Below are 24,799 nucleotides of genomic sequence, written 5' to 3'. Positions count from 1 at the left end.
GGAGAAGTCATGCTGAAACTCGCCCTCGGGCCGCTGCTGTACTACTGGCCGCGCGCCAAGGTCATGGAATTTTACGAAGAGATCGCGGCCAGTCTGGTAGATATTGTCTATCTCGGCGAAACCGTGTGCTCGCGCCGCCACGAACTGCGCACCGCCGACTGGCTGGCGGTGGCCGAACTGCTGCATGGAAGCGGCAAGGAAGTGGTGATGTCGACGCTGGCGCTGATCGAGTCCAGTGCGGACGTCGGCGCGCAGCGCAAGCTGGTGGCCAACGGCCGCTTCCAGGTGGAGGCCAACGACATGGGCGCGGCGCATATGCTGTCCGGCCAGTCCTTCATCGCCGGGCCGCATCTCAACATCTACAACCCGCCGACGCTGGCGCTGATGCATGAACTGGGCGCGAAGCGCTGGGTGATGCCGCTGGAGATGGGGCGCGACGGCCTGCAGCACATGCAGCGCCTGCGGCCGCAGGGCATGGAGACCGAGGTGTTTGCCTTCGGCCGCATGCCGCTGGCGTTTTCTGCGCGCTGTTTCACGGCGCGCAACCGCAACCTGCCGAAGGACGACTGCCGCTTCAGCTGCATCGACCATCCGGACGGCCTGATGATGGAGACGCGCGAGCAGCAGCAGTTCCTGATCCTGAACGGCATCCAGAGCCAGTCGGCGCTGGTGTACAACCTGGCGGCGGAGATGCAACAGATGGCCGAACTGGGCGTGGACGTGGCGCGCCTCAGTCCACAGTCGACCAATATGAAAGAGATCATCTCCGCCTTCGACGCCGCGCGTACCGGCGCCGTGCCGCCGCGTGCCGCCGCCGACACCATCTCGCCGCTGCTGCCCGCCGAGGCCTGCAACGGCTACTGGTACGGCAAACCCGGTCTGGAATATCGCATGGAGAATGCAGCATGAATCCTGTAGCACAAAACAATTACGGCGCCGCCCAGCCGCTGCCGGCCTTGCTGGCGACGCTGGGCCAGCGCCTGCCGGCCTATCCCGGTTCGCTGCTGTGCGTGGCCGCGCTCAATCTCGTGCTCAAGCCGCACTTGCCGGACGACGTGCGCGCCGGCCTTACCGGACGCCATCTGCGCGTGCGCGTCAGCGATGCCGGCGTGGCGTTTGATTTCACCTGGCGCGGCGACGGCTTTGCGGCCTTGCACAGCGCCGGCGTGCCGGATCTGGAAATCGGCGCCTGCACCCGCGACTTCATCGCACTGGCGAAGCGCGAGCAGGACCCGGACACGCTGTTCTTCTCGCGCCGCCTGTCGATGGAAGGGGATACGGAACTGGGCCTGCTGGTGAAGAATACGCTGGATGCGATCGAAGTGCCGGTGACGGAACTGGGCCGTCAGGCGCTGGCGCGCCTGTTCAGCGCATTGCCTGGCCGGCGCGGCGCACGCTGAAGTTGGCGAACAGCGGCGCTATCTCGGCCAGCACGTCGTCCTGCGGGTAACCGGGGAAGGCGCTGGCCACAAACGCCTCATCGCCGCAGCCGGTGGGGCGGAATTCCTGAATCACGTAATTGCGGACGCCCATGAAGGCCAGCGTCTGCGCCAGTTCGACCAGCAGGCCGGGTGGCAGATGCGCCGGATGCACGGTGGTGCGGCACTCGTAGGCCACACCGCTGGCGAGAATGGCGGTCACGCAATCGCGCACAGGCTCTCCGCTGCCGGTCACGCCGGTGACGTCGGCATAGCGCTTGAAGGTCGTCTTGACATCGAATCCCACCCAATCGAGCAGCGGCAGCACGCTTTTCAGGCGTGCCGGATAGATGCACGCGGTTTCCAGCCCGATCTTGAAGCCCATGCTCCGCACCTGCGCGATGGCGTCGTACAGCGCCGGGTCCATGGTCGGCTCGCCGCCGCAGAACACCACGGCGTCCAGCAGGCCGGCGCGCCGCTCCAGCGTAGTGATGATCTCCTTCCAGGCGATGGGACTGTCGCGCGTGCGCTCCTGAAGATGGGTATTCTGGCAGTAGCCGCAGCCCCATGGACAGCCCTGCACGAACACCACGGCCGACAGCAGGCCGGGAAATTCGGTGGCGCTGAATGGCGTGTAGCCGCCTACACGCAGCAGGCGGCCTTTCTCTTTAAGAAGCACTTTGCGCATGCGGCTCGCGGAAGAATTTGCGTTCATTGAATTCACCCTGTTTGCCGATGTTGAACGACGACACAGGGCGGTGATAACCCATCACGCGGGTCCAGATTTCGCAGCGCTGGCGCTCCGAGTCGTCGAGCTGGATGGTGGGCTGGTTCATGCTTTGCATGGTGTTTCCTTTGCTGGTTGGTGAAGAGTGGCTTGTTTGCGCGCGATGATCTCGGCGTCGCATTTCGGGCAGAATTCGTGGCTGCCGTTCAGGTAGCCGTGCGTCGGGCAGATCGAGAACGTCGGCGTGACGGTGATGTAGGGCAGGCCGAAGCGGCCCAGCGCACGGCGCACCAGCGTGCGGCAGGCGGCGGCGCTGGACAGCGCCTCGGTCAGATACAGGTGCAGCACGGTGCCGCCGGTGTACTTGCGTTGCAGCGCATCCTGCTGTTCCAGCGCTTCGAACGGATCTTCGGTAAAGCCGACCGGCAGCTGCGAGGAGTTGGTGTAGTAGGGCTGCTGCGGCGTGCCTGCCTGAAGGATGTTCGGATAGCGCTTCAGGTCTTCCTTGGCGAAGCGGTAGGTCGTGCCTTCGGCCGGCGTGGCTTCCAGGTTGTACATATGGCCGGTCGCTTCCTGGAATTCCACCATGCGCGCACGCACGTGGTCCAGCAGGCGGAGCGCGAATGCGCGGCCCCATGGCGTGGTGATGTCGTGCTGGCCGGTCGGATCGAAGTTGCGGATCATCTCATTGACGCCGTTGATGCCGAGGGTGGAGAAGTGGTTGCGCAGCGTGCCCAGGTAGCGTTTGGTGTACGGGAACAGGCCGTTGTCCATGTGGCGCTGGATGACCTTGCGCTTGATTTCCAGGCTGTCGCGACCCAGTTCCAGCAGCTGGTCCAGCGCCGCCAGCAGGCCCGCTTCGTCATTGCGGTGCAGGTAGCCCAGGCGCGCGCAGTTGATGGTGACCACGCCCAGCGAGCCGGTTTGCTCGGCCGAGCCAAACAGGCCGTTGCCGCGCTTGAGCAGTTCGCGCAGGTCCAGCTGCAGGCGGCAGCACATGGAGCGGATCATGTTCGGCTTCAGTTCCGAATTGATGAAGTTCTGGAAGTAGGGCAGGCCGTAGCGCGCCGTCATCTCGAACAGCAGCTCGGCGTTCGGGCTGTCCCACGCAAAGTCCTCGGTGATGTTGTAGGTGGGGATAGGGAAGGTGAAGGCGCGGCCCTTGGCGTCGCCGGTCATCATGATCTCGATGTAGGCGCGGTTGATCATGTCCATCTCTTCCTGCAGCTCGCCGTAGGAGAACGGCATCTCTTCGCCGGCGATGTAGGGAATCTGCTCGCGCAGGTCTTCCGGGCAGACCCAGTCGAAGGTCAGGTTGGTGAACGGCGTCTGCGTGCCCCAGCGCGATGGCACGTTGAGGTTGTAGATCAGCTCCTGCATGTACTGCTTCACTTCGTCGTAGCGCAGTCTGTCCTTGCGCACGAACGGCGCCATGTAAGTGTCGAAGGAACTGAAGGCCTGGGCGCCGGCCCATTCGTTCTGCAACGTGCCGAGGAAGTTGACGATCTGGCCGATGGCGCTCGACATGTGGCGCGGCGGGCTGGATTCCACCTTGCCGGGCACGCCATTCAAGCCTTCGTTGAGCAGCGTGCGCAGCGACCAGCCGGCGCAATAACCGGCCAGCATGTCCAGGTCGTGGATGTGGATCGCCGCTTCGCGGTGCGCGCGGCCGATCTCCGGCGGATAGACGTGATTGAGCCAGTAATTGGCGATGACCTTGCCGGAGACGTTGAGTATCAGGCCGCCCAGCGAGTAGCCCTGGTTGGCGTTGGCGTTGACGCGCCAGTCCTGGCGGTCCAGGTATTCGTTGATCGACGAGGCGACATCGACCAGCGAGTGGCGGTCCTGGCGCAAGGTGGCGTGCTGCTCGCGGTAGACCACGTAGCAGCGCAACGTCTTGCGGTGGCCGGCGTCGTAGAGAACGCGTTCGACGGTGTCCTGTACCAGTTCGACGGTGAGCTTTTCGTCGGCCGGCAGCGACGACAGTTGCAGCAGCACGCCTTCAGTCAGTTGCAGCGCCTTGTCGGTATCGAATTCACCGCTGGCGCGGCCGGCGCGCAGCACGGCGCTCTCGATCTTGACCAGATTGAAGGTCTGCTCGCTGCCGTCGCGTTTGGTGATCGTGGTGTGAAACAGTGCTTCCATGCTCGCCCCATATCTAGTTGATTTGATTGTTTTTCCACTATATATGGTGTATTTCGAGAGGGTAAATACTATCTATGGATTTCTTGATCTGGCCGTCCATTTTCGTATGTGGGCGTTGATGGATTAAGATATCGCCATGGACAAGCGAAAAATCAAGCTGCAGGAGTTTCTGGCGCGGGTGCCTTTATTTAACTCCATGGCGCCGGAAGAATTGAATCGCATCGCGCTCGGCACCACCGAAGTGCGCGTCGGACGCGGCGAACAGATTTTCCGGCGTGGCGATCCTTGCGTGGGTTTTCACCAGGTGCTGTATGGCCAGGTGAAGCTGTCTTTCACCTCGGCTGGCGGTGTGGAGAAAGTGGTGGAGTTGATCGGCCCGGGGCAGAGCTTTGGCGAGGCCTTGATGTTCATGGGCAGTCCGTACATCGTTTCGGCGCAAGCCACGGAAGACAGTTTGCTGCTGCACGTATCGAAGCCTGCGATCTACCGCGAGATCCATCACGATGCGGAATTCGCCTGCAAAATGCTGGCGGGTCTGAGCCAGCGCATGCACGCGCTGATGTGCGACATGGAGTCGCAGGCGCTGCGTACCGGCACGCAGCGCGTGGTCGGCTATCTGTTGAAGGAATTGGCGACGCCTGATGCCACCCAGGTGACGCTGCCGGTCACCAAGGCGGTGATGGCCTCGCGTCTGAGCCTGACGCCGGAACACTTCTCGCGCATCCTCGCCGAGCTGACCGCGCTCGGGCTGATTACCTTCAAAGGACGCACGATCAGCATTCTGGACGTCGAGGCCTTGCGCGCTCACGCCTGAGTAGGAGGGTCTTGTTGCGGCTTTGGCGCATTGAGGCCGAAGGTGTCCCAGCCTTCGCCAAACGTTTCGATCGGATGCTGGGTGCGGTCGGCGCCATTCCCGCAAACCATGGCGTCGTGCGCGCAATAGCGGTCGCATCCCCAGCAGATTAGCTCGGGGCGCGCCGGACGGATGGGAAAAGGCTTGGCCATGTTTCGAGCATACTGCACACGGTCGCTGACAGGCGAGTCCTGATTCCGGTTTTCTTGATCCAGATTATGCATTTCGAACGTGCCGCTTCACCGGCGCATGCATGGCGCGGACAATGAGGAATACCTTCAAGGGAATTCAATCATGACACTGCTCCGCATCGACGAACCGGCACGTGCGTTGGCCGGCCATCCCATATGGCGCCTCGGCTTCCGTCCTTTCTATATGGTGGCCGCAATCTTTGCCGCGCTGGCGATTCCGCTGTGGATGGCGCAGTATTTCGGTGTGCTGCCGCAAGGCCTGCACATCGGCTTCACCTGGCATATGCACGAGATGGTGTTCGGCATGGCGGCTGCGGTGGTGGTGGGCTTTCTCTATACCGCCGGCTATAACTGGACCGGTTTCTGGACGCCGGTGCGCGGCCGGCTGGCGGCGCTGGTGGCGCTGTGGCTGGCGGGCCGCGTGGCGATGCTGGCCGCGCCACCGCTGGCCGCCGCCGTCATCGACTGGCTGTTCCTGCCGGCCGCCGCCTGGCCGCTGTTCCGCGTGATGCAGAAGGCGAACAACAAGCGTAACTACTTTTTGGTTGGCCTGCTGGGACTGATGGCGTTGGCGAACGGCGTGTTTCATGCGATCGCGCTGGGCTGGCTGGCCGTGGCGCCCACCTTGCCGGTGCAGGCGGCGATCCTGATGGTCGTGATGATGGAAGCGGCCATCGGCACGCGCATCATCCCCATGTTCACCCGCAACGGCGCGCCGGGTACTGCACCGCTGGTGCAGCCCAGGCTGGATCGTCTGTCGCTGCTGCTGATCGCCGCCACGGCGGTGAGCTGGGTGGCCGGTTCGCCAGGCTGGCTGTTTGCACTGGTGGCCTTGGTTGCGGCGGTCCTTGTGCTGCTGCGCCTGTGGCGCTGGCAGGCGCTGCGCACGCTGTCGGTGCCGCTGCTGTGGATTATGCACCTGTCCTATGCGTGGATCGCGGCGGGCCTGGTGCTGCTGGCGTTGTCGCGCTGGCAGTGGGTGAGCGCCAGCGCCGGCTTCCATGCGCTGACGGTTGGATCGATGGCCGGCCTGATACTGGGCATGATCACGCGCACCACGCTGGGCCACACCGGCCGCCCGCTGAAGGCCGGCCGCGCCGAACGCGCGATGTTCATCCTGATCCAGCTGAGCGCCGCAGCGCGTGTGGCCTCTGCGCTCGGCATCGACACGCCGCATGGCCTGCTGCTGATCGCCAGCGCTGTGTGCTGGACCGCCGCCTTCATCGCCTATGCGGTGGTCTACTTGCCGTATCTGTCGCGCGCCCGCGTTGACGGAAAACCGGGCTAAGGCTTTGCTTCCTCGCGCGCCGCCGCCCGGCGCTTGACGTCGGCCGCTTCCACCGGCGCGCCACGATTGCCCCAGCTGCCGCGCACGAAGGTGGCGACATCGGCCACGTCCTGGTCGCTCAGGCGCCGCGAAAACGACGGCATGGAGAACTGCGCCGGCGTGCCGGCGGTGCGCGCCGTGGTCATCCCTTCCAGAATGATACGGATGACGGAGTTGGACGGCGCGGTCGCCACCACAGGATTGCCTGCCAGCGCGGGGAACACGCCCTCGTAGCCTTTGCCGTCGGGGCGATGGCAAGCGGCGCAGTTGTCCAGGTAAAGCTGGGCGCCGCGCGCGCTGGCGTCGCCGTTGCGCAGCGACTGGCTGACGGCGGGATCATAGGCATACTTGCCCTTGCCGGCGGCCGGATCGTTCAGCGACTTGAGGAAGTGCGCCGCCGCAGCCGCATCTTCGGCGCTGAGAAATTGCGTGCTGTTGGCGATTACCTCATTCATCGAAGCGAAGGCGATGCCGTGGCGGTTGGCGCCGGTGCGCAGGAACTGGGCGATATCCGCCTCGCTCCAGGCGCCGATGGTGGTGCTGTCGCCGTTGCGCAGGCTGGGCGCGTGCCAGCCGTCGATGATGGCGCCGGACAGGTAGGCCGGTCCATCGGCCACACCCAGCGCGCGTACTTGCAGCATCGGGCCGCGCGGCGTATGGCAATCGCCGCAATGGCCCAGGCCTTCGACAATATAGGCGCCGCGGCGCAGCATGGCGTCGCCGGTTTGCAGCTGGAAGGCGCGCGGCTCGGGAGCGAAGGCCAGGCGCCAGATGGTCAGCGGCCAGCGCATGGAGAGCGGGAAGGGAATCTCGTTCTCGCGCCGTGGCACGGCAGCCGGTTGCACCTCGCGGGTGAAATAGGCGTACAGCGCGGCCACGTCTTCCGGCGTGGTGCTGGAATAGGCGCTGTACGGCATGGCCGGATACAGCGTATGGCCGTTGGCGACGCCGTAGCGCAGCGCGCGGTCGAAGTCGGCCAGCGTATAGTTGCCGATGCCGTGCTGGCGGTCCGGCGTGATATTGCTGGTGTAGATGGCGCCGATCGGCGTCTCCATGCGCAGGCCGCCGGAATAGGGCGGCTGGCCCTGCACGCTGTGGCAGGCGGCGCAATCGCCCACGCGCGCCAGGTAGGCGCCGCGCGAGATCATCTCGCCGGTAACGGCCGAGGCCTGCGGATGCGCGCCGGCGCGCGCGTCGGACCAGCGGGTGGCGCCGATCACCGCAAGCAGGCCGACCACCAGCACCGCGACGGCGCCGATGAAGAGGTTACGTTTGTTCATGCGTGCACCAATGCTCCGCCGGTTTTCAGGTAGGTGGACCGGATCTTTGCAGCGGCGAAGTAGGTCAGCGCCGCCACCAGGCCGGTCGGGTTGTAGCCGATGTTCTGCGGGAAGGACGAGGCGCCGAACACAAACACGTTCGGCACGTCCCAGCATTGCGAATACCGGTTCAATACACTGTTGGACGGATTGGTGCCGATGATGGCGCCGCCCGTGTTGTGGGTAGACTGGTAGACGCGCACGTCGTAGCTGTCGCCCGGCTTGAGGATGCGCTGCGACATCCGTTGCGGCTTCATGGCGGAGACGATTTCCGCCGCCCGCGCCGAGGTGAAGGCGGTCATCTTGTATTCGTTCGGATGCCAGTCGAAGGTCATGCGCAGCAGCGGCACGCCGTGGGCGTCGCGGTACGTCGGGTCCAGGTCCAGGTAGCGGTCGCGGTAGGACATGACGGAACCCATGGTGGCGACGGAACTGGTATGCGCATAGTGCTTGCGCACCGCACTCTTCCAGCCGCTGCCCCAGCGCGGCGCGTCCGGCGGCAGCGGCATCTGCACGATGGGACGGCCGCCGGTGGCGCCGGCGAAGATCATGGCGCCGCCGACGAAGCCATGCTTGCTATGGTCGAAGTGGTCGGCATTGTAGTCGTCGATGGCCTGCTGGCCGGCCGCTCCCGCACCCATGAAGGGATTCATGTTGACGCTCTCGTCGAAGAACGCGGTGGTGCTGCTGACCATCTGGTAAGCGTAGTTCTTGCCCACCACGCCCTTGCCGGTGACCGGATCATAAGGCTTGCCGATGCCGGACAACAGCAGCATGCGCACATTATTCAGCTGGAAGCTGGCCAGTACCACCATCGCCGCCGGCTGGTCGACCTGCTTGCCGTTGGCGTCGATATAGCGCACGCCGGTGGCCAGCTTGCCGCTGCCGTCGAGCAGGATGCGGGTAACGTAGGCGTTGTGAAGCACCTTGAGGTTGTTGCGGCCCTTCAGTATCGGAATGATGGTGGTCTGCGGCGCCGCCTTCGAATACAGGAAGCAGCCGAAGCCCTCGCAGAAGCCGCACAGATTGCACGGTCCCATGCGCACGCCGTAGGGATTGGTGTAGGCGGCGGTGCTGTTCGCTGCCGGCACGGCGAACGGCTGGTAGCCCAGTTCCCGCGCGGCCTTGGCAAACAGCTGGGAACTCAGGATCGGCGCCAGCGGCTGCTGCGGGAACGGGTTGCTGCGCTTGCCCTCGTAGGGATTGCCGCCGGCGGTGCCGGCCACGCCGGTCACTTTTTCGAAGTGGTCGAAGTACGGTTCCAGCTCTTCGAAGCTGATGCCGTAGTCCTGGATCGTCATGTCGTCCGGGATGAACTTCTTGCCGTAGCGTTCTTCGTAGACGCTGCGGATGCGCAGGTCGTTGGGCGAGGCGCGCCACTGCTGGCCGTTCCAGTGTGCGCCGGCGCCGCCGGTGCCGGTGCCGAGGATGAAGGAGCCGTACTGGCGATACGGCACGGCGATTTCGCCCGGCTTGTGGCGCACGGTGACGGTTTCGCCGGCCAGCGGTTGCCACAGGTCGCCGCGCACGGCGTACTTCAGTTCATCCGCGATGCGCGGGTAGTCGAAGTCGGTCGCGGTGTCGCGTTCGGGGCCGCGCTCCAGCACCAGCACCGACAGGCCAGCGTCGGTCAGCTCCTTGGCCATGATGGTGCCGGTCCAGCCGTAGCCGATGATGACTGCATCCACTGGTTTCATGGTCAGCCTCGCGATCCGTCGATGGACACCGGGCCGTAGGGATATTTGCGTCCCTGCTGGTCGATGAAATCGGTGAAGTCGGCGCGCGCGCCGGGGAAGCCGACCATCTTCCATGCCGCCATCTGCTTGTTGCCGCCGTAGATGGGATCGGCGAAGAAGCCTTCGCGCGTGTTACGCAGCAGCAGCGCGAAGAAGGCGGCTGCCATCACGCCGTCTTCCTGCAGGTGGCCGCCGTCGGCCTGCGTCAGCAGCGCGTCGCGCTGTGCGGCGTCCAGCCGGGCGAAGGGCTTGCCGTGCGCGTGCGCCGCGGCGCGTTCGATCAGGGCGATGCCGGCGCGGTACAACTCGCGCGGCGTCTGGCGCAGCTGGTAGCCCAGCGTTGGCGGCGAATCGGGATGGAAGGGGCCTTGCATATACCAGTAGGCGCCATAACCGTAGGGGAGCTGCATCTGCTTGTCGAGGAATACCGGCACGCCGGCGGCCACGCCGCCGGGGCCATTGCCGTCATCGGGTATCAGGCGGTCCACCGCCGCGTTGATGAAGGCCCATTCGGCCGCCGTGAAATAGGCTGGCACATATGCCTTGGCTTCAGGCGCCGCGCCGCCGGCGGCCGCCATGCCGGAGGCCAGCGCCACGCCGGCCGCGCCGCGCAGGAAATCGCGCCGCTTGAGGGGATGAGACTCGGTCATGTGTTTTCCTGCCTTGCAAAGCTGTCAATGTCGTGCAGTGTAGGCCGCGTCCAATGGTTCTTCCTCTGCCAAAAGTGCTCATCCAAAGATAGTGTCGGTTCACACGCCGTACTGATTTAATCGCATGACTATTCAACCGCGAGGACTTTATGAGCATCGAAATCAAACACCATACCGTGCAGGCGAACGGCATCCGCCAGCATTACCTGGAGGCGGGCAAGGGCGCGCCGGTGGTGCTGCTGCACGGCTTCCCGGAGACGAACTTCGCGTGGCGCTTCCAGATTCCCGAACTGGCCAAGCACTATCGCGTCATCGCGCCGGACCTGCGCGGCTACGGCGAAACCGACAAGCCGGCCGGCGGCTACGACAAGCGCAATATGGCGAACGACCTGGTGGAGCTGTTGAAGGTACTGGACATTCCGAAGATCGCGCTGGTCGGCCACGACCGCGGCGCCCGCGTGGCCACGCGCTTCGCCAAGGACCATCCGGAGCTGCTGGACCGCCTGGTGGTGATGGACAACGTGCCGACCCGCATCGTGGCGCGCGAGTTCTCGCCGGCGCTGGCCAAGTCCTACTGGTTCTTCATCTTCAACCAGGTGCCGGACCTGCCGGAAGCGCTGATCGCCGGCCGCGAAGACCTGTGGCTGCGTCACCTGTTCTCGGACTGGTGCTACAACCCGCTGGCGATCGATGGCAAGGCCTTCGACACCTATGTCGAAGCCTACCGCCGTCCGGGCGCGCTGCGCGGCGCCATGTCCGACTACCGCGCCATCATCGAAGACGTGGCGCAGGACAAGGTCGACGAGGACATCAAGATCGCCTGCCCGACGCTGGCCCTGTGGGGCGAGGACTTCCACGCCGTCGGCAAGATGTTCGACATGAAGCAGGTCTGGGCCGAAATGGCCAGCGACCTGCGCACCGTATCGATTCCGCAGTCCGGCCACCTGCCGCAGGAGGAACAGCCGCAGCTCGTCAACGAAGCGCTGCTGGACTTCCTGCTTGGCTGGAAGGGATAACGTGCAGGTTCTGTTTTCCATCGTCCTGCCGATCTTCGCGCTGATCGGCGTCGGCTGGCTGGCGCGGGTGCGCGGCTGGATGGGCGCGGCCGGCGCCTTCGAGATGAACCGCTTCGTGGTCTATCTCGGCATGCCGGCGCTGCTGTTCCAGATCATGGCCAAGTCCAGCTGGAAGCAGCTGGACCAGCCGGGCTTCATCGCCGCCTTCGGCCTGGCCAGCGGCGCGGTGTATGCGCTGACGGTGGCGGTGAGCCGCCTGCGCGGCGGCGCGCTGGCCGACGCCAGCCTGGAAGGGCTGAATGCCGCCTATGCCAATGTCGGCTTCATCGGCTTCCCGCTGGCGCTGGCGGCGTTCGGGCCGTCGAGCATGATGCCGGCGACGATCACCGCAATCCTGACGGTGTGCGTATTGTTCGGTATTGCGGTGACGGTGGTGGAACTGGGCGTAAACGAGGGCGGCAGCATAGCCGGCATATTGCGCAAGGTCGGCTGGTCGCTGGCGCAGAACCCCATGCTGCTGTCGCCCGTGCTCGGCGCGCTGTACGCCGGCTTCGCGCCGCCGCTGCCGGAAGGCGCGGACCGTTTCCTGTCGTTGCTGGCGCATGCGGCCAGTCCGTGCGCGCTGGTGTCGCTGGGATTGTTCATCGCCGACCAGCGCGGCCGGCCGCAGATTCCAGCGTTGAGCGCGCAGGTGGCGCTCAAGCTGGTCGGCCAGCCGGCGTTGACCTGGCTGCTGGCGGAATATGTATTCCACCTGTCGCCGTCGATGACCGGCCTGGCCGTGGTGCTGGCCGCGCTGCCGACCGGTACCGGGCCATTCATGCTGGCGCAAATGTACAAGCGCGAGGCGGGCGGCATCGCCGGCAGCATCCTCGTATCGACGGTGGTGTCGGTGCTGACCATCTCGGTGCTGGTCAGCTGGTTCCGCACCACCGGCTGATTACTGCTTGACCAGCTCCACGCGGCGATTCTTTTCGCGTCCAGCTTCGGCGTCGTTGGAGGCTACCGGCGCGTAGGAGGCGACGCCCTTGGCGGCCAGGCGCTTGCCATCGATCTTGTAGTCGGTGGCAAGCGCCTTGACCACGGCGTCGGCGCGCTTCTGCGACAGGTCGACGTTGTGCGCCAGCGCGCCCTGGTTGTCGGTGTGGCCGACCACGTACACCTTCAGTTGCGGATTCTGCTGCAGCAGCTTGGCCATCTCGCCCAGCGCCGCCTTGGAATCCGGCTTGACGTCGCTCTTGTCGGTATCGAAGTAGACGCCGTACACCGCCACCTTGCCCTCCGTCGCGATACTCTTCGCCATCTCGCTCGCGTTCAGGTTGACGCTGACCTTGTCGCCTTCCATCGGCTTGCCTTCGACGATCTGCAGATACAGGCCGCCGTTGCGGTTCTGCACGGACGGCACCACCCACACGGCAACGTGCACCAGCGTGCCGTCGCTGGTCGTGCCCTTGGCCAGCAGGTAGCGGCCGTCGCGCGCGCCATAGATGAACGGCTCGTACTGCTGGCCGCCGTCGATGAAGTTATTACTCAGATGCTTGCTCTGAATGTAGCCGCCGAACTCGTCGCCGCAAGCCTCCTTGGCGCAGGTGAACACGGTTTTGAGGCCGGCCTTTTCCAGCGCGCTCTGGTAGTTGCGCATCACCTCGACGTCGGAGCGGTTTTGCGGGAAATTGTAGGCGAGGCGGGTGTACTTGCCTTCAACGACGGCCGTGTTCTGGAAACTGTATTGGCGGTCCTTGCCGAAGATGCGCTTGCCGGCGGGCAGCGTCACTTCATCGAATTCCCTGGCTTCATAACCCACCAGTTTCGATTCCGGAAAGCGCGACAGCAGCGGATGGTCCTTGCCGCCCTTCGCGGTGTCCTGCGTCGGCATGGCCGCATACACAGACGAGGCCAGAGCCGCGCTCAACAACAGGAGGAGACTTCGCATGACAATGCCTTGTAAAGTTAATAATTATTGCAATTATAGGAACATTCTATGTGCTCTAGCGCACGATTCGGACAGGCAACGCGCTCTACAATCCAGCAATTAACTGCGGGAGTATCCACAATGAAAAAACTGATGCTGGCGTTTGGCGTGGTGCACGCGCTGATTGCCTTGCTGTTCACTGCCGGTGCGCTGGCCTTGCTGGTCATCGGCGCACAACTTGGCTGGCATGCCCTGCACGCCGATAACGGCCTGACGGCTGTGCAGGAGGTGATCGAGGCGATCGGCATCCTGGCCGCCGCCGTGGTGGCGCTGCAAATCGCCGAGACCATCATCGAAGAAGAGGTGGTGCGCGATGCCGACATCAGCGCACCGACGCGTGTGCGGCGCTTCCTGTCTCGCTTCTTCGTGGTTGTGGTGGTGGCGCTGGCCATCGAAGGACTGGTCGCCACCTTCCACGCAGTGCACGACGACCTTGGCGATTTGCTGTACGTCGCGGCGCTGGTGGCCAGCGTGGGTGTGCTGCTGGCGGCGTGGGGCGCTTTCGTCTACCTGAATCGCTCGGCCGAGGAACTGGAGCCGGACGCCATGCAGGAGGCCCAGGCCGAGGATGAAAAGCTCAAGCCTTAATGCGCTTAGTGCGGGCGGACCTGCGCGCGGCGCTCCGGTTGCGCCGCTTCGTTGGCCGCCTCCGCGCCGCGCTCGAACAGCAGGCGGCGTGTCGGCGCGTTGGCGTCCACACCCAGCTCGCTGAACACTTCCAGTGCGCCCAGCAGCACCGCCTGTTGGGCGTTCATGAAGTTGGCGTACGATGAATTCAGGATGTAGAACACCAGCTCATATTCCAGCGCATCCTGGCTGATGGACTTCAGGTGCACGCGATCGGCGCGCACGTCCGGCTGGCGTTCGACCACGGCGCGCAGCGCATCCGGCACCTTGGCCGCCAGCGCGGCCGGCGTCGCGGGATTGATGCGCAGCGAGAACTGCACGCGGCGATTCTGCATGCGCTTGTAGTTGCGCACCTGGTTCTTCAGCAACTCCGCATTGCCGATGACGACCTGTTCGCCGCTGTCGGCGCGGATGCGCGTGGTCTTCAGGCCCACATGCTCCACCGTGCCGGAGACGTTGGTGATGGCGATCGAATCGCCGACTTCAAACGGCTTGTCGACCGCGATCGCCAGCGATGCAAACAGATCGCCCAGCACATTCTGCACCGCCAGCGCCACCGCGATGCCGCCGATACCCAGGCTGGCCACCAGCGCCGAGACATTGATGCCGAGGTTGGACAGCGCCGCCAGCATGAAGATCACCCACACGGTGGTCTTCAGCGCCCACACCATCAGCGTGTTGGCGACGGTGGTCGGCGAGTCGGGATTCTCGGCGTGGTTGCGGAAGTAGCGGCGCGCGCCCAGCGTGGCTGCGCGGTCCAGGTATAGCACCAGCTGGAAGCCCAGCACGATGAACCACAGGTGGCCGAGGCGTTCTTCCCAGATCGGCGGCAGCTCCAGCATCTTCAGGCCGACCAGCAGGGATACCACCAGCACCGCCAGCATGCTGGTGCGGTTCAGCGTTTCCTTGAACAGCTGCACCGCAGGGCGGTCCGGCCGGCCCGCTTCGTCATGCTTGCACAGCCGCCGGCGCAGCAGCCGCAGCAGGCCGTAGATGGCGAAGAAGGTAATGGCGGCGGCGGCAGCTGCAATCATCAGCTCCTCGCCGTCGACGTGGGAAAATGGGGCAAGATAGCGTTGAATATTCAAACCGTACTCCTGTTCGATGAGGCTGAGACTTGCTCATCCTAGGCGCACAGGCGGCGATGCTCTGTTCGTTGCACCACATGCGAAGGGCATTACGCTTTCTAGTCAGCAACCTCGCCGAGACATTGCAGGATGGCACAATCTCTTGCAGTCTGGCTGATGCCGCACAAGCTGCGCAGGGCCAGCAGCTGTTGTTCCAGCGCGCGCAGGCCGGCGATGCGCTCGCCCACCTCGGCGATATGCACATCAAGCATGGCGTCGACCGCCGCGCAGCTCTGTTCCGGCTGGTCGCGCACCGCCAGCAGGGTGCGGATCTCTTCCAGCCCCATGTCCAGCGCGCGGCAGTGGCGAATGAACTGCAGGCGCTTAAGGTGTCGCTCTTCGTAGACGCGGTAATTGCCGGCCGAGCGCGCGGGCTTGGGCAGCAGTCCGGCATGTTCATAGTGGCGAATGGCTTCGACGGTGTAGCCGGTCTGGCCGGCCAGTTCTCCAATCTTCATGGCTTGACCTTGTAGTGACTTCAGGGTTTCTAATGACGACTATACATCAAGGGAGGATGCATGTCTGGGTGCTGTTCTGGCGGCTGCGCGCCGGCCAAGCCGGTGGTGGACCGGCGCTATCGTCGTATTTTGTGGATTGCGCTGGTGGTCAATGCGCTGATGTTCGTGGTGGAGCTGGCCGGCGGCCTGCGCGGCGACTCGGCCGCCTTGCTGGCCGACGCGGTCGACTTCCTTGGCGACGCCGGCAACTACGCCGTGTCGCTGCTGGTGCTGGGGGCGACGCTGGGCTGGCGCGCCCGCGCCGCCATGGCCAAGGGGCTGACCATGGCGGCCTACGGCGGTTTCGTGCTGGCCAAGGTGGCGTGGGACTCGGCCACCGGCAGCGTGCCGGCGCCGGCGGTGATGGGCGCCATCGGCCTGACCGCGCTGCTGGCCAACGGCACCGTGGCGCTGCTGCTGTACGCCTGGCGCGACGGCGACGCCAATATGCGTTCCGTGTGGCTATGCACCCGCAACGACGCCATCGGCAACGTCGCCGTGATGCTGGCGGCGCTGGGCGTGTTCGGCAGCGGCAGCCGTTGGCCGGACCTGGTTGTGGCGGCGGTGATGGGCTGCCTGGCGCTCAGCGCCGCGCGCCAGGTCATCCGCCAGGCGCGGGCCGAGTTGCGCGCCGGCGCAGCAGCAGATACGCCGCCGGCATCACCAGCATCGATAACAAGGGCGCGGTGATCATCCCACCCACCATCGGCGCAGCGATGCGCTGCATGATCTCCGAGCCTGTGCCGCCGCCCAGCATCACCGGCACCATGCCCGCGACGATCACCGCCACCGTCATGGCCTTTGGCCGCACGCGCAACACAGCGCCTTCGCCGATGGCGGCCAGCAGGTCGTCGGCCGACACCGCACCATCCTGCACGCGGCGTTCCCACGCGGTCTTCAGGTACAGCAGCATGATCACGCCGAATTCCGCCGATACGCCGGCCAGCGCGATAAAGCCGATGCCGCTGGCCACCGACAGGTGATGTCCCAGCAACCATAGCAGCCACACGCCGCCGGCCAGCGCGAACGGCAGCGTGGCCATGATCAGCGCCGCCTCGTCCAGACGGCGGAAGGTCAGGTACAGCAGCACGAAGATCACGGCCAGCGTCAGCGGCACCACGATTTTCAGCCGTGCCGTGGCCCGCTCCAGATACTCGAACTGGCCGGACCACGACACCGAATACCCCGGCGGCAGCCGTACCTTGTCCGCCACCACCTGCTGCATCGCGTGCACCGCGCCGCTCAGGTCACTGCCGTGGATGTCGACGTAGACCCAACCTGACAGCCGCGCATTCTCGCTCTTGAGCATGGACGGCCCGTCGGCGATGTCGATGGCGGCCAGGTCGCTCAGGCGAATTTGCGCGCCGCGCTCGGTCAGCACCGGCAGTTGCCGCAGCTGTTGCAGCGAATCGCGCAGCGCTTGCGGATAGCGCACGTTGATCGGGAAGCGCTGCAGGCCTTCCACCGTTTCGCCGACCTTGTCGCCGCCGATGGCGCTGGCGACGATGCTTTGCACGTCGTCGATATTCATGCCGTAGCGCGCCGCCGCGTCACGGTCGATGCGGACATCGATATAGCGGCCGCCGGTGAGGCGCTCCGCCAGCGCCGACGATACGCCCGGCACCTCCTTGACCGCGCGTTCGATCTCGCCGGTGAGGCGGTCGATCTCGCGCAAGTCCATGCCGGCGACCTTGATGCCGACAGGGCTTTTGATGCCGGTAGCCAGCATGTCGATGCGGTTGCGGACCGGCGGCACCCAGATGTTGGACAGGCCGGGCACCTGCACCACGCGGTCCAGTTCCTTGACCAGCTTATCGGGCGTCATGCCGGCGCGCCATTGGTCGCGCGGCTTGAAGCGGATGGTGGTTTCGAACATTTCCAGCGGCGCCGGATCGGTGGCGGTGTCGGCGCGGCCGGCCTTGCCGAACACGCTGTCCACCTCGGGCACGGTCTTGATCAGCCGATCCGTCTGCTGCAGCAGCCCGGACACCTTGCCGATGCCGATTCCCGGCAGTGCCGACGGCATGTACAGCAGATCGCCTTCATCCAGCGGCGGCATGAATTCGCCGCCGAGCCGCGTCAGCGGCCATACGCTGCCCAGCGCCAGGGCGGCCGCCAGCAGCAGCGTCGTTTTCGGATAGCGCAGCACGCGGTCCAGCACCGGACGGTAGGCCGCGATCAGCCTGCGGTTCAGAGGATTGCGCTGTTCTGATGGAATGCGGCCGCGTATCAGATAACCCATCAGCACCGGGATCAGCGTCACCGACAGCGCGGCGGCGGCAGCCATGGCGTAGGTCTTGGTGAAGGCCAGCGGCGCAAACAGGCGGCCTTCCTGCGCCTCCAGCGCGAACACCGGAACGAAGGACAGCACAATGATCAGCAGCGACAGGAACAGGGCAGGGCCAACTTCGGCCGCCGCGTCGCCGATGATGCGCCAGTGTTCGCCGCCGGCCAGATCCTGTTGCGGATGCGCGTGGCGCCATGCTTCGATATGCTTGTGGGCGTTCTCTATCATGACCACCGCCGCATCGACCATCGCGCCGATGGCGATGGCAATGCCGCCCAGCGACATGATGTTGGCGTTGACGCCCTGGTAGTACATCACCGTGTAGGCGGCCAATATGCCGAGCGGCAGCGAGACGATCGCCACCAGCGCCGAACGGGCATGCAGCAGGAACAGCCCGCATACCACGGCCACCACGATGAATTCTTCGATCAGCTTGTGTTGCAGGTTGTCGACCGCGCGGCCGATCAGCGCCGAACGGTCGTAGGTGGTCACGATCTCCACGCCGGCCGGCAGGCTGGCCTTCAATTTTTCCAGTCTGGCTTTGACGGCGGCGATGGTCTGCTGCGCGTTTTTCCCGGACCGCATGATGATCACGCCGCCGGCCACTTCACCTTCGCCATTCAGTTCCGCGACGCCGCGCCGCGTTTCGGGGCCGACCTGTACCCGCGCCACATCGCCCAGCCGCACCGAAGCGCCGGCTGCGGTGGCGGACAGGGGAATCTTGCGGAAGTCATCCAGCGATTGCAGATAGCTGTTGGCGCGCACCATGTACTCGGCTTCGCCCAGCTCCACGACCGAGCCGCCGGATTCCTGGTTGGCCTTGCGGATCGCATCGATCACGCGCGCGTGCGGAATGCCATAGGCGGCCAGCTTGGCCGGGTCCAGCAGCACCTGGTACTGGCGCACCATGCCGCCGATGCTGGCCACTTCGGCCACATTCGGCACCGTCTTCAGCTCGTATTTGAGGAACCAGTCCTGCAAGGTGCGCAGCTGCGACAGGTCATGCCTGCCGCTGCGATCCACCAGCGCATATTCGTAGATCCAGCCGACGCCGGTGGCGTCCGGCCCCAGCGCGGCGCGCGCCTGCGCTGGCAGCCTTGCCTGCACCTGGTTCAGGTATTCCAGCACGCGCGTCCTGGCCCAATAAGGATCGGTGCCGTCTTCGAACAGGATGTAGACGAAGGAATCGCCGAAGAAGGAATAGCCGCGTACCGTCTTTGCTCCCGGCACCGACAGCATGGTGGTGGTGAGCGGATAGGTCACCTGGTTCTCGACGATCTGCGGTGACTGGCCGGCATACGTGGTGCGGATGATCACCTGTACGTCGGACAAGTCGGGAATGGCGTCCACCGGCGTGCGCAGCAGCGCCCACGCGCCCCATGCGCTCAGCACCAGGGCCGCCAGCAGCACCAGTACGCGGTTGGCGATGCAGGCGCGTATCAGACGGGCGATCATGGCCGTGCTCCATCCATGCGCATGGCCGTGCCGTGCAGGCTGGCGTCCGAATCGATCAGGAACTGGCCGGATACTACCACCTTGTCACCCGTATGCAGGCCGCTGCGGATTTCGGTTTTGCCGTCCGCTTCAGCGCCGGCTTCCACTTCCGCCGGCGCGAAGCCGCCGCCCTCCTGCATCACCATGACGATGGTGCGCGTGCCGGTGCGTATCACGGCTTCGGAAGGAATCAACAGCATGTCGCTGCCGGCCGCAGAATGCAGGCTGACATTGACGAACATGCCCGGCGTCAGCCGCCGTGACGAATTGGCCAGTTCGATGCGCGCCTTGATCGTGCGCGTTGCGGGATTCAATTCCGGCAGCAGCGCGCTGACATTACCCTTGAACGTCACGCCCGGCAGGGCCGCTGCGTGGGCTTCCACCGGCACGCCGGCGCGCACCTGCGCCGCCGCCTGCTCGGGGATTTCGGCTTCTATCCACACGGTGGCGGTGCCGTTGATGCGGAACAGCGGCGCGCCGGCGGCCACGGTCATGCCTTCGCGCGCGTTCAGTTCCGTGACGACGCCGGAGGCGGGCGCCGTAATGGTCAGGCGCGGATGCAGCTTGCCGCTGCTGTCCACCAGCTGGATCTGGGCATCGCTCATGCCGGCCAGGCGCATGCGCTGGCGTGCCGCGTCCAGCAGGCTGTCGGCGCCGACCATGTGGCGCACGGCCAGGTATTCCTCCTGCGCGGCCACCCAGTCCGGCATGTAGACGTCGGCCAAGGCCTGTCCCTGACGCACCGGATCGAGCGGGGCGCGCACGTGGAGGCGTTCGATGTAGCCGTTGGCGCGCGCCTGTACCAGCACCACATCGCGCTCGTTGTAGGCGACTGTGCCAACCGCCGCCAGTGGCGCCGCCAGCCGGCCCATTTCTGCGGTGGCGGTACGGATGCCGAGGTTTTGCTGGATGCGCGGATCGATCCTGACGCCGTTGTCCTTGACGCTGTCGTCCGCGTACACCGGCACCAGCTGCATATCCATGAACGGCGACTTGCCCGGCTTGTCGAATTTCTGGCCGGGCACCATGGGATCGTGCCAATACAGGACTTTCTTTTCCTGTGGCGCTGGCGCGGCGGCGGCCTGTACCGGCTGGGCATGCCGCGTACCGAATTGGTAGCCGGCGATTGCGGCCAGACTGGCGGCTATCGCCAGCGATATCATCATCGTGCTCTGTTTCATGGTGCTTCCTTGAGGGGGCGACCCGGCTGTAGAAAATTGAGTTGTGCCCAGAGGCGGGCGGTGTCGGCTTCCAGCTGCAATGCTTGCAGACGTGCTTCCGTGTCGCTGCGGCGCGCGGCCAGCACGTCGGCCAGGCTGGCCTTGCCGCCTCGGTAGGCGGCAAGGACGGCTTCCGCGCGGCTGGTGGACAGCGGCAGCAGCTCCTGCCTGTAACGGTCCTGGCGCTGGCGGTTGCTGCGCCATTCCTCAACCATGGCCGCGACTTCGGCCTGATGGCTGCGCAGGGCTTCGTCGCGATCGGCGTCGGCCTGGTCGGCCAGCGCCAGTTTCGCCGCCAGTTCGCGGTCCTGGCGGTTCTTGCGGTCCCATTGCAGCGGTACGGACAGGCCAACCGACACCATATTGGAATACGCGCCGCCGCGCTGCTGGAAGGCGACCGACACCGTCCAGTCGGTGCCGCGGGCCGCCTTCGCAAGATTGGCATCGATGCGGGCGATGTCCGCCTGCGCCTTCATGACCGTGATGTCCGGATGGTGGGCGAGGGCGGTGGTCAAGCCGTCAGGATCGAACGGCAGCGCGGCGATGTCTGGCTTTTCCGCCAGCGGCGCGTCGGCGGCCAGGCCGGTCCAGCGGGCCAGCTGGATGCCGGCCACCCGCTCGCGGCGCGACAGGTCGGCGGCGCGGTCCTGGGCCAGCACCAGGCTGGCGCGCGCGGACAGCGCATCTGACTGCGAGCCACGGCTGCTGCGATAGGCGCTGTCTGCGGCGGCGATCTCCAGCTGCGATTGGGACACCAGTTGCGCGGCCAGCGCCGTTGCGGCCTGCGCATAGTAGCGGTCCAGCCAGGCCAGCGCGGTATCGCGTTCGACGGCGGCGTGGGTCAGTTCCTGTTCGGCCAGCGTTTTTTGCGCCTCGCCTTCGTAGCGGGCAGCACGTAGCCGGCGCTTGTCGCCGCTGGTGAGTTCCTGCGACAGGCCGATGCGGCGCATGGTCATGAAATCGGCGCCGGTGCGGTAGCGGTCCTCGCCGCTGACGGGCAGGTTGTCGATGCCGGCGCTCAGCACCGGGTCCGGCAACTGGCCGGCGGCGACCGCCATCTCGCGTGAAGCGCTGACGGCGCGCTGCTGTCCTTGCAGTTGCAGGGAGCGTGAAACGGCGAGGCGCTGCGCCTCGGCCAGAGTGAGCGGCGGTTCGGCCGCCGAAACAACGCCGCACAGCGCAGCGCACAACCATAGCAGCCGCTTCGCACCCGCATGGCGGGAACGCGCGCGGCCAGGCGCGGAAAATCGGGACAGCATAAAACCTCCAGACGATAGTGGACTACATCGCAGGCGCGAAGGCGCGGCGATGGCGGACTAGCGTGACGAAGGTGTCAATTACGGAAGCAGCAGTGCTGGATCGCCAATGGCGGTGCGGTGGCGCGGGTCAGCAGGCGGTCGCCCGCCGGCGGCAGGCCGGCATGCACAAGGGGCATGGCAGGAATGACGGTGGCGCTTAATGTGGAAGGGATGAATGGGCTGACGGTAGGCAGGTCCGGCTTGTCCAGCGAGGGCTGGCCGGGATGCGCGGAGGCCGCGCACAACACTGGCTGCTGTTCGTCCATGCCGGCGCAATCGGGCATGGACATGCGCTCGTGCGCCGCCTCCATCACCTGCGCCACGCCGCCGAGCTGCGTCGGGCAGGCGTACGCCGATACCGCCAGCTGCATGAACAGCATGCTGCATAGCGCGATCAACGCGGTGAACCATCGGTGGGAGCGTGTAAGCCTCATATTGGCCGATTATACGACATACCCATAAACATAGTCCCTATTGGTGATTTTCGTAATTGCCATTCCGAAAATGAAGACGCACAATGCGGTCACATCTCCAATAAAAGAGAGGATTATGAGACTGCTCGCCCACACGCCGGTATTTACCGCGCTCGCATCGATTTTTGCCTTTACCACCTCCGCGCTGGCCGCGCCCATCGCCACCCTGGACCGCGATGGCGCCTACGTGTCGGTTGAGGCCTATGGCCCCAACGTGGTTCACGTCACCATCGCCGTCGACAAGGACGAGGTGCTGAAAGGCCCCGGCTACGGCATCCTGCCAAAGAACAGCGACAACGCCGCCTTCCGCCATAACGGCGGCAAGGACGGCGATGTATTCACCTCGACCGCCATGACGGTGCGCGTGAATCCGTCGCCGCCGCCATCCGTGCCGACGCAGGGACAGAAGTATTTCGCGCCGTCGCTGGCGCCGGTCGGTTTGCAGGTGCTGAACGCCAAGGGCGAACAGATCGTCAGCATGAACGGCTGGGAGATGTCGCCGCAGACCGTCAACACCGAAAAGACCTTCCAGGTCGGCGCCTCGTTCTCGGTGGCGGGCGACGAGCATTACTATGGCATGGGCCAGAACCAGGAATCGCTCGGCGCGCTGGACCTGCGCGGCCGCGTCCTCGACTGCAAGCACTGGTACGATGCGCCGGCCGGCGAAAGCGTGTGCGTGCCGTTCATGGTGTCGTCCAAAGGCTATGGCATCGTGTGGGACAACCCGTCGGCCACGCGCTTTGTCGCCGGCGTCAATGGCCGCACGGCGTTTCAGTCGAACGTGGGTGAGCGGGTGAGCTTCTTCATCATCACCGGTTCGACGCCCGAGGAGATCTACTCCGGCTATGCGCGCGTGACCGGCAAGACGCCGATCCCGCCGAAATCCGCCTTCGGCCTGATTCAGTCGAAAGCCCGCTACGACAGCCAGCAGGAAGTGCTGCGCGTGGCGAACACCTACCGCCAGAAGAAGTATCCGCTGGACGTTATGGTGGTGGACTGGTTCTACTGGACCCGCATGGGCCAGATGGACATCGATCCGGCGCAGTTCCCCGATCCGAAAGGGATGAACAAGCAGCTGCACGACATGGGCATGGAGTCGATCATCTCGATCTGGCCGCGCTACGAAACGTCGAGCCGCTACTTCAATGAGCTGGATCACAAGGGCTATCTGATCAAGGATAAGGATGGCAAGACCGTGGACGGCCTGCCGTTCCGCTCCGACCGCACCGGGGGCCTGATCGATCCGACCAATCCGGCCGCGCGCAAGTGGTACTGGGAGAAGGCGCGCGACAACATCCTGTCGCAGGGCTTCGATTATCCGTGGCTGGACGAAACCGAGCCGGATCTGGTGCCGAGTGGCTTCTTCTACTCGATCGGTTCGGGCGACCGCTATCATAACCTGTTCCCGCTGCTGCACGTGGAAGGCGTGGCGGAAAACCTGCGCGCGTGGAAGCCGAACAAGCGTGTGCTGATCCTGTCGCGCGCCGCGTATCTGGGTTCGCAGCGGACGGGCGCCTTGTTCTGGTCCTCGGACATCCAGCCGACCTGGGAAGCGCTGACGCGCCAGATCCCGACCGGTTTGAACATGACCGCCTCCGGCATCGCCTACTGGGGCAACGACATCGGCGGCTGGCAGAAACTGGCGCCGGCCACGTCGGCGACCAAGGCGCCGCTGCTCGACCCATCGGACGCGCGCGACGTGGTGGGCAACTACCACGACTATCCCGAGCTGCTGACGCGCTGGTTCCAGTACGGTACCTTCCTGCCGACGCTGCGCCTGCACGGCGACCGCAAGGAAGCGGATATCTGGTCCTTCGGCAAACAGGCCGAAGCCGTAATGGCGCGCTTCGACAAGCTGCGCTATCAGCTGATCCCTTACATCTACTCGCAGGCCAAGTTCACGCACGATACCGGCGCGCCGTTCATGCGTCCGTTGTGGATGGACTTCGCCAGCGATCCGAACGTGGCCAATATCGGCACGCAGTACATGTTCGGCCCGGCCTTCCTGGTGGCGCCGGTGACGCAGCAGGGACAGACCGAGAAGGATGTCTACCTGCCGGCCGGCGCCGACTGGTATAACTTCTGGACCAACGAGAAGCTGTCCGGCGGACGCTGGGTGAAGGTGGCCGCACCGATCGACCAGATTCCGGTGTTCGTCAAGGCCGGTTCGGTCGTGCCGATGGGCGCCGAGGTGCAGTCGACCGCCAGCAAGCAGGCCATCGCCAGCATCAACGTCTACCCTGGCAAGAGCGGCGAGTTCCGCCTGTATGACGACGATGGCGTCAGCTATGACTACGAAAAAGGCAAGTCGACCGTCACGCAGCTGAAGTGGGACGATACGGCCGGCAAGTTGAGCGCCAGCGGCGGCGATGCCGCCCTGGCCAAATCGGCGGCGGGCCTGGTGAAGGTGATCGGCAAGTAA

The 24,799-nt window shown here is 65.1% G+C and carries 23 protein-coding genes; 9 read left to right on the top strand and 14 right to left on the bottom strand.

Annotation, left to right across the window (positions count from 1 at the left end; translation table 11 throughout):
• Positions 1–9: 9 nt before the first annotated feature.
• Positions 10–909 (top strand): ubiquinone anaerobic biosynthesis protein UbiV, encoded by a 900-nt coding sequence (ubiV, locus tag GJ698_RS08360; RefSeq protein ID WP_154357164.1) that lies wholly within the window; start codon positions 10–12, stop codon positions 907–909.
• Positions 906–1,400: a ubiquinone anaerobic biosynthesis accessory factor UbiT gene (ubiT, locus tag GJ698_RS08355; protein ID WP_154357163.1), complete on the top strand. Its 495-nt coding sequence runs from the start codon at positions 906–908 to the stop codon at positions 1,398–1,400. The genes ubiV and ubiT overlap by 4 nt, the downstream gene beginning before the upstream one ends.
• Here the strand turns inward: ubiT and GJ698_RS08350 are convergent.
• The 3 genes from GJ698_RS08350 to GJ698_RS08340 are packed head-to-tail and all read right to left on the bottom strand — an operon-like array spanning position 1,366 to position 4,290.
• Positions 1,366–2,106, bottom strand: coding sequence for an anaerobic ribonucleoside-triphosphate reductase activating protein (locus GJ698_RS08350; RefSeq protein ID WP_154357162.1), 741 nt, complete (start codon positions 2,104–2,106; stop codon positions 1,366–1,368). The genes ubiT and GJ698_RS08350 overlap by 35 nt on opposite strands.
• Positions 2,087–2,263, bottom strand: coding sequence for an anaerobic ribonucleoside-triphosphate reductase (gene nrdD / locus GJ698_RS31150; RefSeq protein WP_154357161.1), 177 nt, complete (start codon positions 2,261–2,263; stop codon positions 2,087–2,089). The genes GJ698_RS08350 and nrdD overlap by 20 nt, the downstream gene beginning before the upstream one ends.
• A complete protein-coding gene (locus tag GJ698_RS08340; protein ID WP_154357160.1) occupies positions 2,251–4,290 on the bottom strand; it encodes a ribonucleoside triphosphate reductase in 2,040 nt (679 codons plus the stop codon). Before GJ698_RS08340 ends, nrdD begins: the two co-directional genes overlap by 13 nt.
• A 136-nt stretch (positions 4,291–4,426) precedes the next feature.
• On the opposite strand from GJ698_RS08340, the gene GJ698_RS08335 reads away from it, so the two are divergent.
• On the top strand, positions 4,427–5,104 hold the full coding sequence (locus GJ698_RS08335) for a Crp/Fnr family transcriptional regulator (protein WP_154357159.1): 678 nt from the start codon (positions 4,427–4,429) through the stop codon (positions 5,102–5,104).
• Here the strand turns inward: GJ698_RS08335 and GJ698_RS08330 are convergent.
• Entirely contained in the window at positions 5,095–5,295 is a 201-nt protein-coding gene (locus GJ698_RS08330) for a DUF3079 domain-containing protein (protein ID WP_154357339.1), read from the bottom strand. The two genes, GJ698_RS08335 and GJ698_RS08330, sit on opposite strands and share 10 nt — an antisense overlap.
• Positions 5,296–5,437: 142 nt before the next feature.
• On the opposite strand from GJ698_RS08330, the gene GJ698_RS08325 reads away from it, so the two are divergent.
• The gene (locus GJ698_RS08325; protein ID WP_154357158.1) at positions 5,438–6,622 is read left to right on the top strand and encodes an NnrS family protein; all 1,185 of its coding nucleotides are present in this window, start codon (positions 5,438–5,440) and stop codon (positions 6,620–6,622) included.
• Here GJ698_RS08325 and GJ698_RS08320 read toward each other — a convergent pair.
• The 3 genes from GJ698_RS08320 to GJ698_RS08310 are packed head-to-tail and all read right to left on the bottom strand — an operon-like array spanning position 6,619 to position 10,366.
• Complete coding sequence (locus GJ698_RS08320; RefSeq protein WP_154357157.1) at positions 6,619–7,941, bottom strand: cytochrome c; 1,323 nt, start codon at positions 7,939–7,941, stop codon at positions 6,619–6,621. The two genes, GJ698_RS08325 and GJ698_RS08320, sit on opposite strands and share 4 nt — an antisense overlap.
• Entirely contained in the window at positions 7,938–9,677 is a 1,740-nt protein-coding gene (locus tag GJ698_RS08315) for a GMC family oxidoreductase (RefSeq protein WP_154357156.1), read from the bottom strand. Before GJ698_RS08315 ends, GJ698_RS08320 begins: the two co-directional genes overlap by 4 nt.
• Positions 9,678–9,679: 2 nt before the next feature.
• Positions 9,680–10,366 carry a gluconate 2-dehydrogenase subunit 3 family protein gene (locus tag GJ698_RS08310; protein ID WP_154357155.1) on the bottom strand — a complete coding sequence of 229 codons (687 nt, stop codon included), beginning with the start codon at positions 10,364–10,366 and terminating at the stop codon, positions 9,680–9,682.
• A gap of 149 nt (positions 10,367–10,515) precedes the next feature.
• Between GJ698_RS08310 and GJ698_RS08305 the strand changes: the two genes are divergently transcribed.
• Positions 10,516–11,382 carry an alpha/beta fold hydrolase gene (locus tag GJ698_RS08305; RefSeq protein WP_154357154.1) on the top strand — a complete coding sequence of 289 codons (867 nt, stop codon included), beginning with the start codon at positions 10,516–10,518 and terminating at the stop codon, positions 11,380–11,382.
• 1 nt (position 11,383) lies between these two features.
• Positions 11,384–12,322 (top strand): AEC family transporter, encoded by a 939-nt coding sequence (locus GJ698_RS08300; RefSeq protein ID WP_371865199.1) that lies wholly within the window; start codon positions 11,384–11,386, stop codon positions 12,320–12,322.
• Here the strand turns inward: GJ698_RS08300 and GJ698_RS08295 are convergent, their stop codons facing one another.
• On the bottom strand, positions 12,323–13,315 hold the full coding sequence (locus GJ698_RS08295) for an OmpA family protein (protein WP_154357153.1): 993 nt from the start codon (positions 13,313–13,315) through the stop codon (positions 12,323–12,325).
• 120 nt (positions 13,316–13,435) lie between these two features.
• Here GJ698_RS08295 and GJ698_RS08290 point away from each other — a divergent pair, with 120 nt between their 5' ends.
• The gene (locus GJ698_RS08290; RefSeq protein ID WP_154357152.1) at positions 13,436–13,942 is read left to right on the top strand and encodes a hypothetical protein; all 507 of its coding nucleotides are present in this window, start codon (positions 13,436–13,438) and stop codon (positions 13,940–13,942) included.
• A gap of 5 nt (positions 13,943–13,947) precedes the next feature.
• On the opposite strand, the gene GJ698_RS08285 is transcribed toward GJ698_RS08290, so the two are convergent.
• Positions 13,948–15,069 (bottom strand): mechanosensitive ion channel family protein, encoded by a 1,122-nt coding sequence (locus GJ698_RS08285; RefSeq protein WP_154357151.1) that lies wholly within the window; start codon positions 15,067–15,069, stop codon positions 13,948–13,950.
• A 98-nt stretch (positions 15,070–15,167) separates the two neighbouring features.
• Positions 15,168–15,566, bottom strand: coding sequence for a Cd(II)/Pb(II)-responsive transcriptional regulator (gene cadR, locus GJ698_RS08280; RefSeq protein WP_154357150.1), 399 nt, complete (start codon positions 15,564–15,566; stop codon positions 15,168–15,170).
• Positions 15,567–15,626: 60 nt separating this feature from the next.
• Here cadR and GJ698_RS08275 point away from each other — a divergent pair, with 60 nt between their 5' ends.
• Positions 15,627–16,295, top strand: a complete 669-nt coding sequence (locus GJ698_RS08275) for a cation efflux transmembrane domain-containing protein (protein ID WP_154357149.1) — start codon at positions 15,627–15,629, stop codon at positions 16,293–16,295.
• Here GJ698_RS08275 and GJ698_RS08270 read toward each other — a convergent pair.
• The 4 genes from GJ698_RS08270 to GJ698_RS08255 form a co-directional block, all read right to left on the bottom strand.
• Positions 16,207–19,347 carry an efflux RND transporter permease subunit gene (locus tag GJ698_RS08270; protein ID WP_154357148.1) on the bottom strand — a complete coding sequence of 1,047 codons (3,141 nt, stop codon included), beginning with the start codon at positions 19,345–19,347 and terminating at the stop codon, positions 16,207–16,209. The genes GJ698_RS08275 and GJ698_RS08270 overlap by 89 nt on opposite strands.
• Positions 19,344–20,567, bottom strand: coding sequence for an efflux RND transporter periplasmic adaptor subunit (locus GJ698_RS08265; RefSeq protein WP_154357147.1), 1,224 nt, complete (start codon positions 20,565–20,567; stop codon positions 19,344–19,346). The genes GJ698_RS08270 and GJ698_RS08265 overlap by 4 nt, the downstream gene beginning before the upstream one ends.
• On the bottom strand, positions 20,564–21,865 hold the full coding sequence (locus tag GJ698_RS08260) for a TolC family protein (RefSeq protein ID WP_154357146.1): 1,302 nt from the start codon (positions 21,863–21,865) through the stop codon (positions 20,564–20,566). The genes GJ698_RS08265 and GJ698_RS08260 overlap by 4 nt, the downstream gene beginning before the upstream one ends.
• A 74-nt stretch (positions 21,866–21,939) precedes the next feature.
• Complete coding sequence (locus tag GJ698_RS08255; RefSeq protein WP_154357145.1) at positions 21,940–22,284, bottom strand: hypothetical protein; 345 nt, start codon at positions 22,282–22,284, stop codon at positions 21,940–21,942.
• Between the two features lie 169 nt (positions 22,285–22,453).
• Between GJ698_RS08255 and GJ698_RS08250 the strand changes: the two genes are divergently transcribed.
• Positions 22,454–24,799: a glycoside hydrolase family 31 protein gene (locus tag GJ698_RS08250; protein WP_154357144.1), complete on the top strand. Its 2,346-nt coding sequence runs from the start codon at positions 22,454–22,456 to the stop codon at positions 24,797–24,799.

Origin of the sequence: Duganella aquatilis (assembly GCF_009674565.1) — a bacterium.
Classification (GTDB): Bacteria; Pseudomonadota; Gammaproteobacteria; order Burkholderiales; family Burkholderiaceae_D; genus Rugamonas; species Rugamonas aquatilis.
Note: the sequence above shows the minus strand (reverse complement) of the source record. Positions and strands in the feature narration are given on the sequence as shown.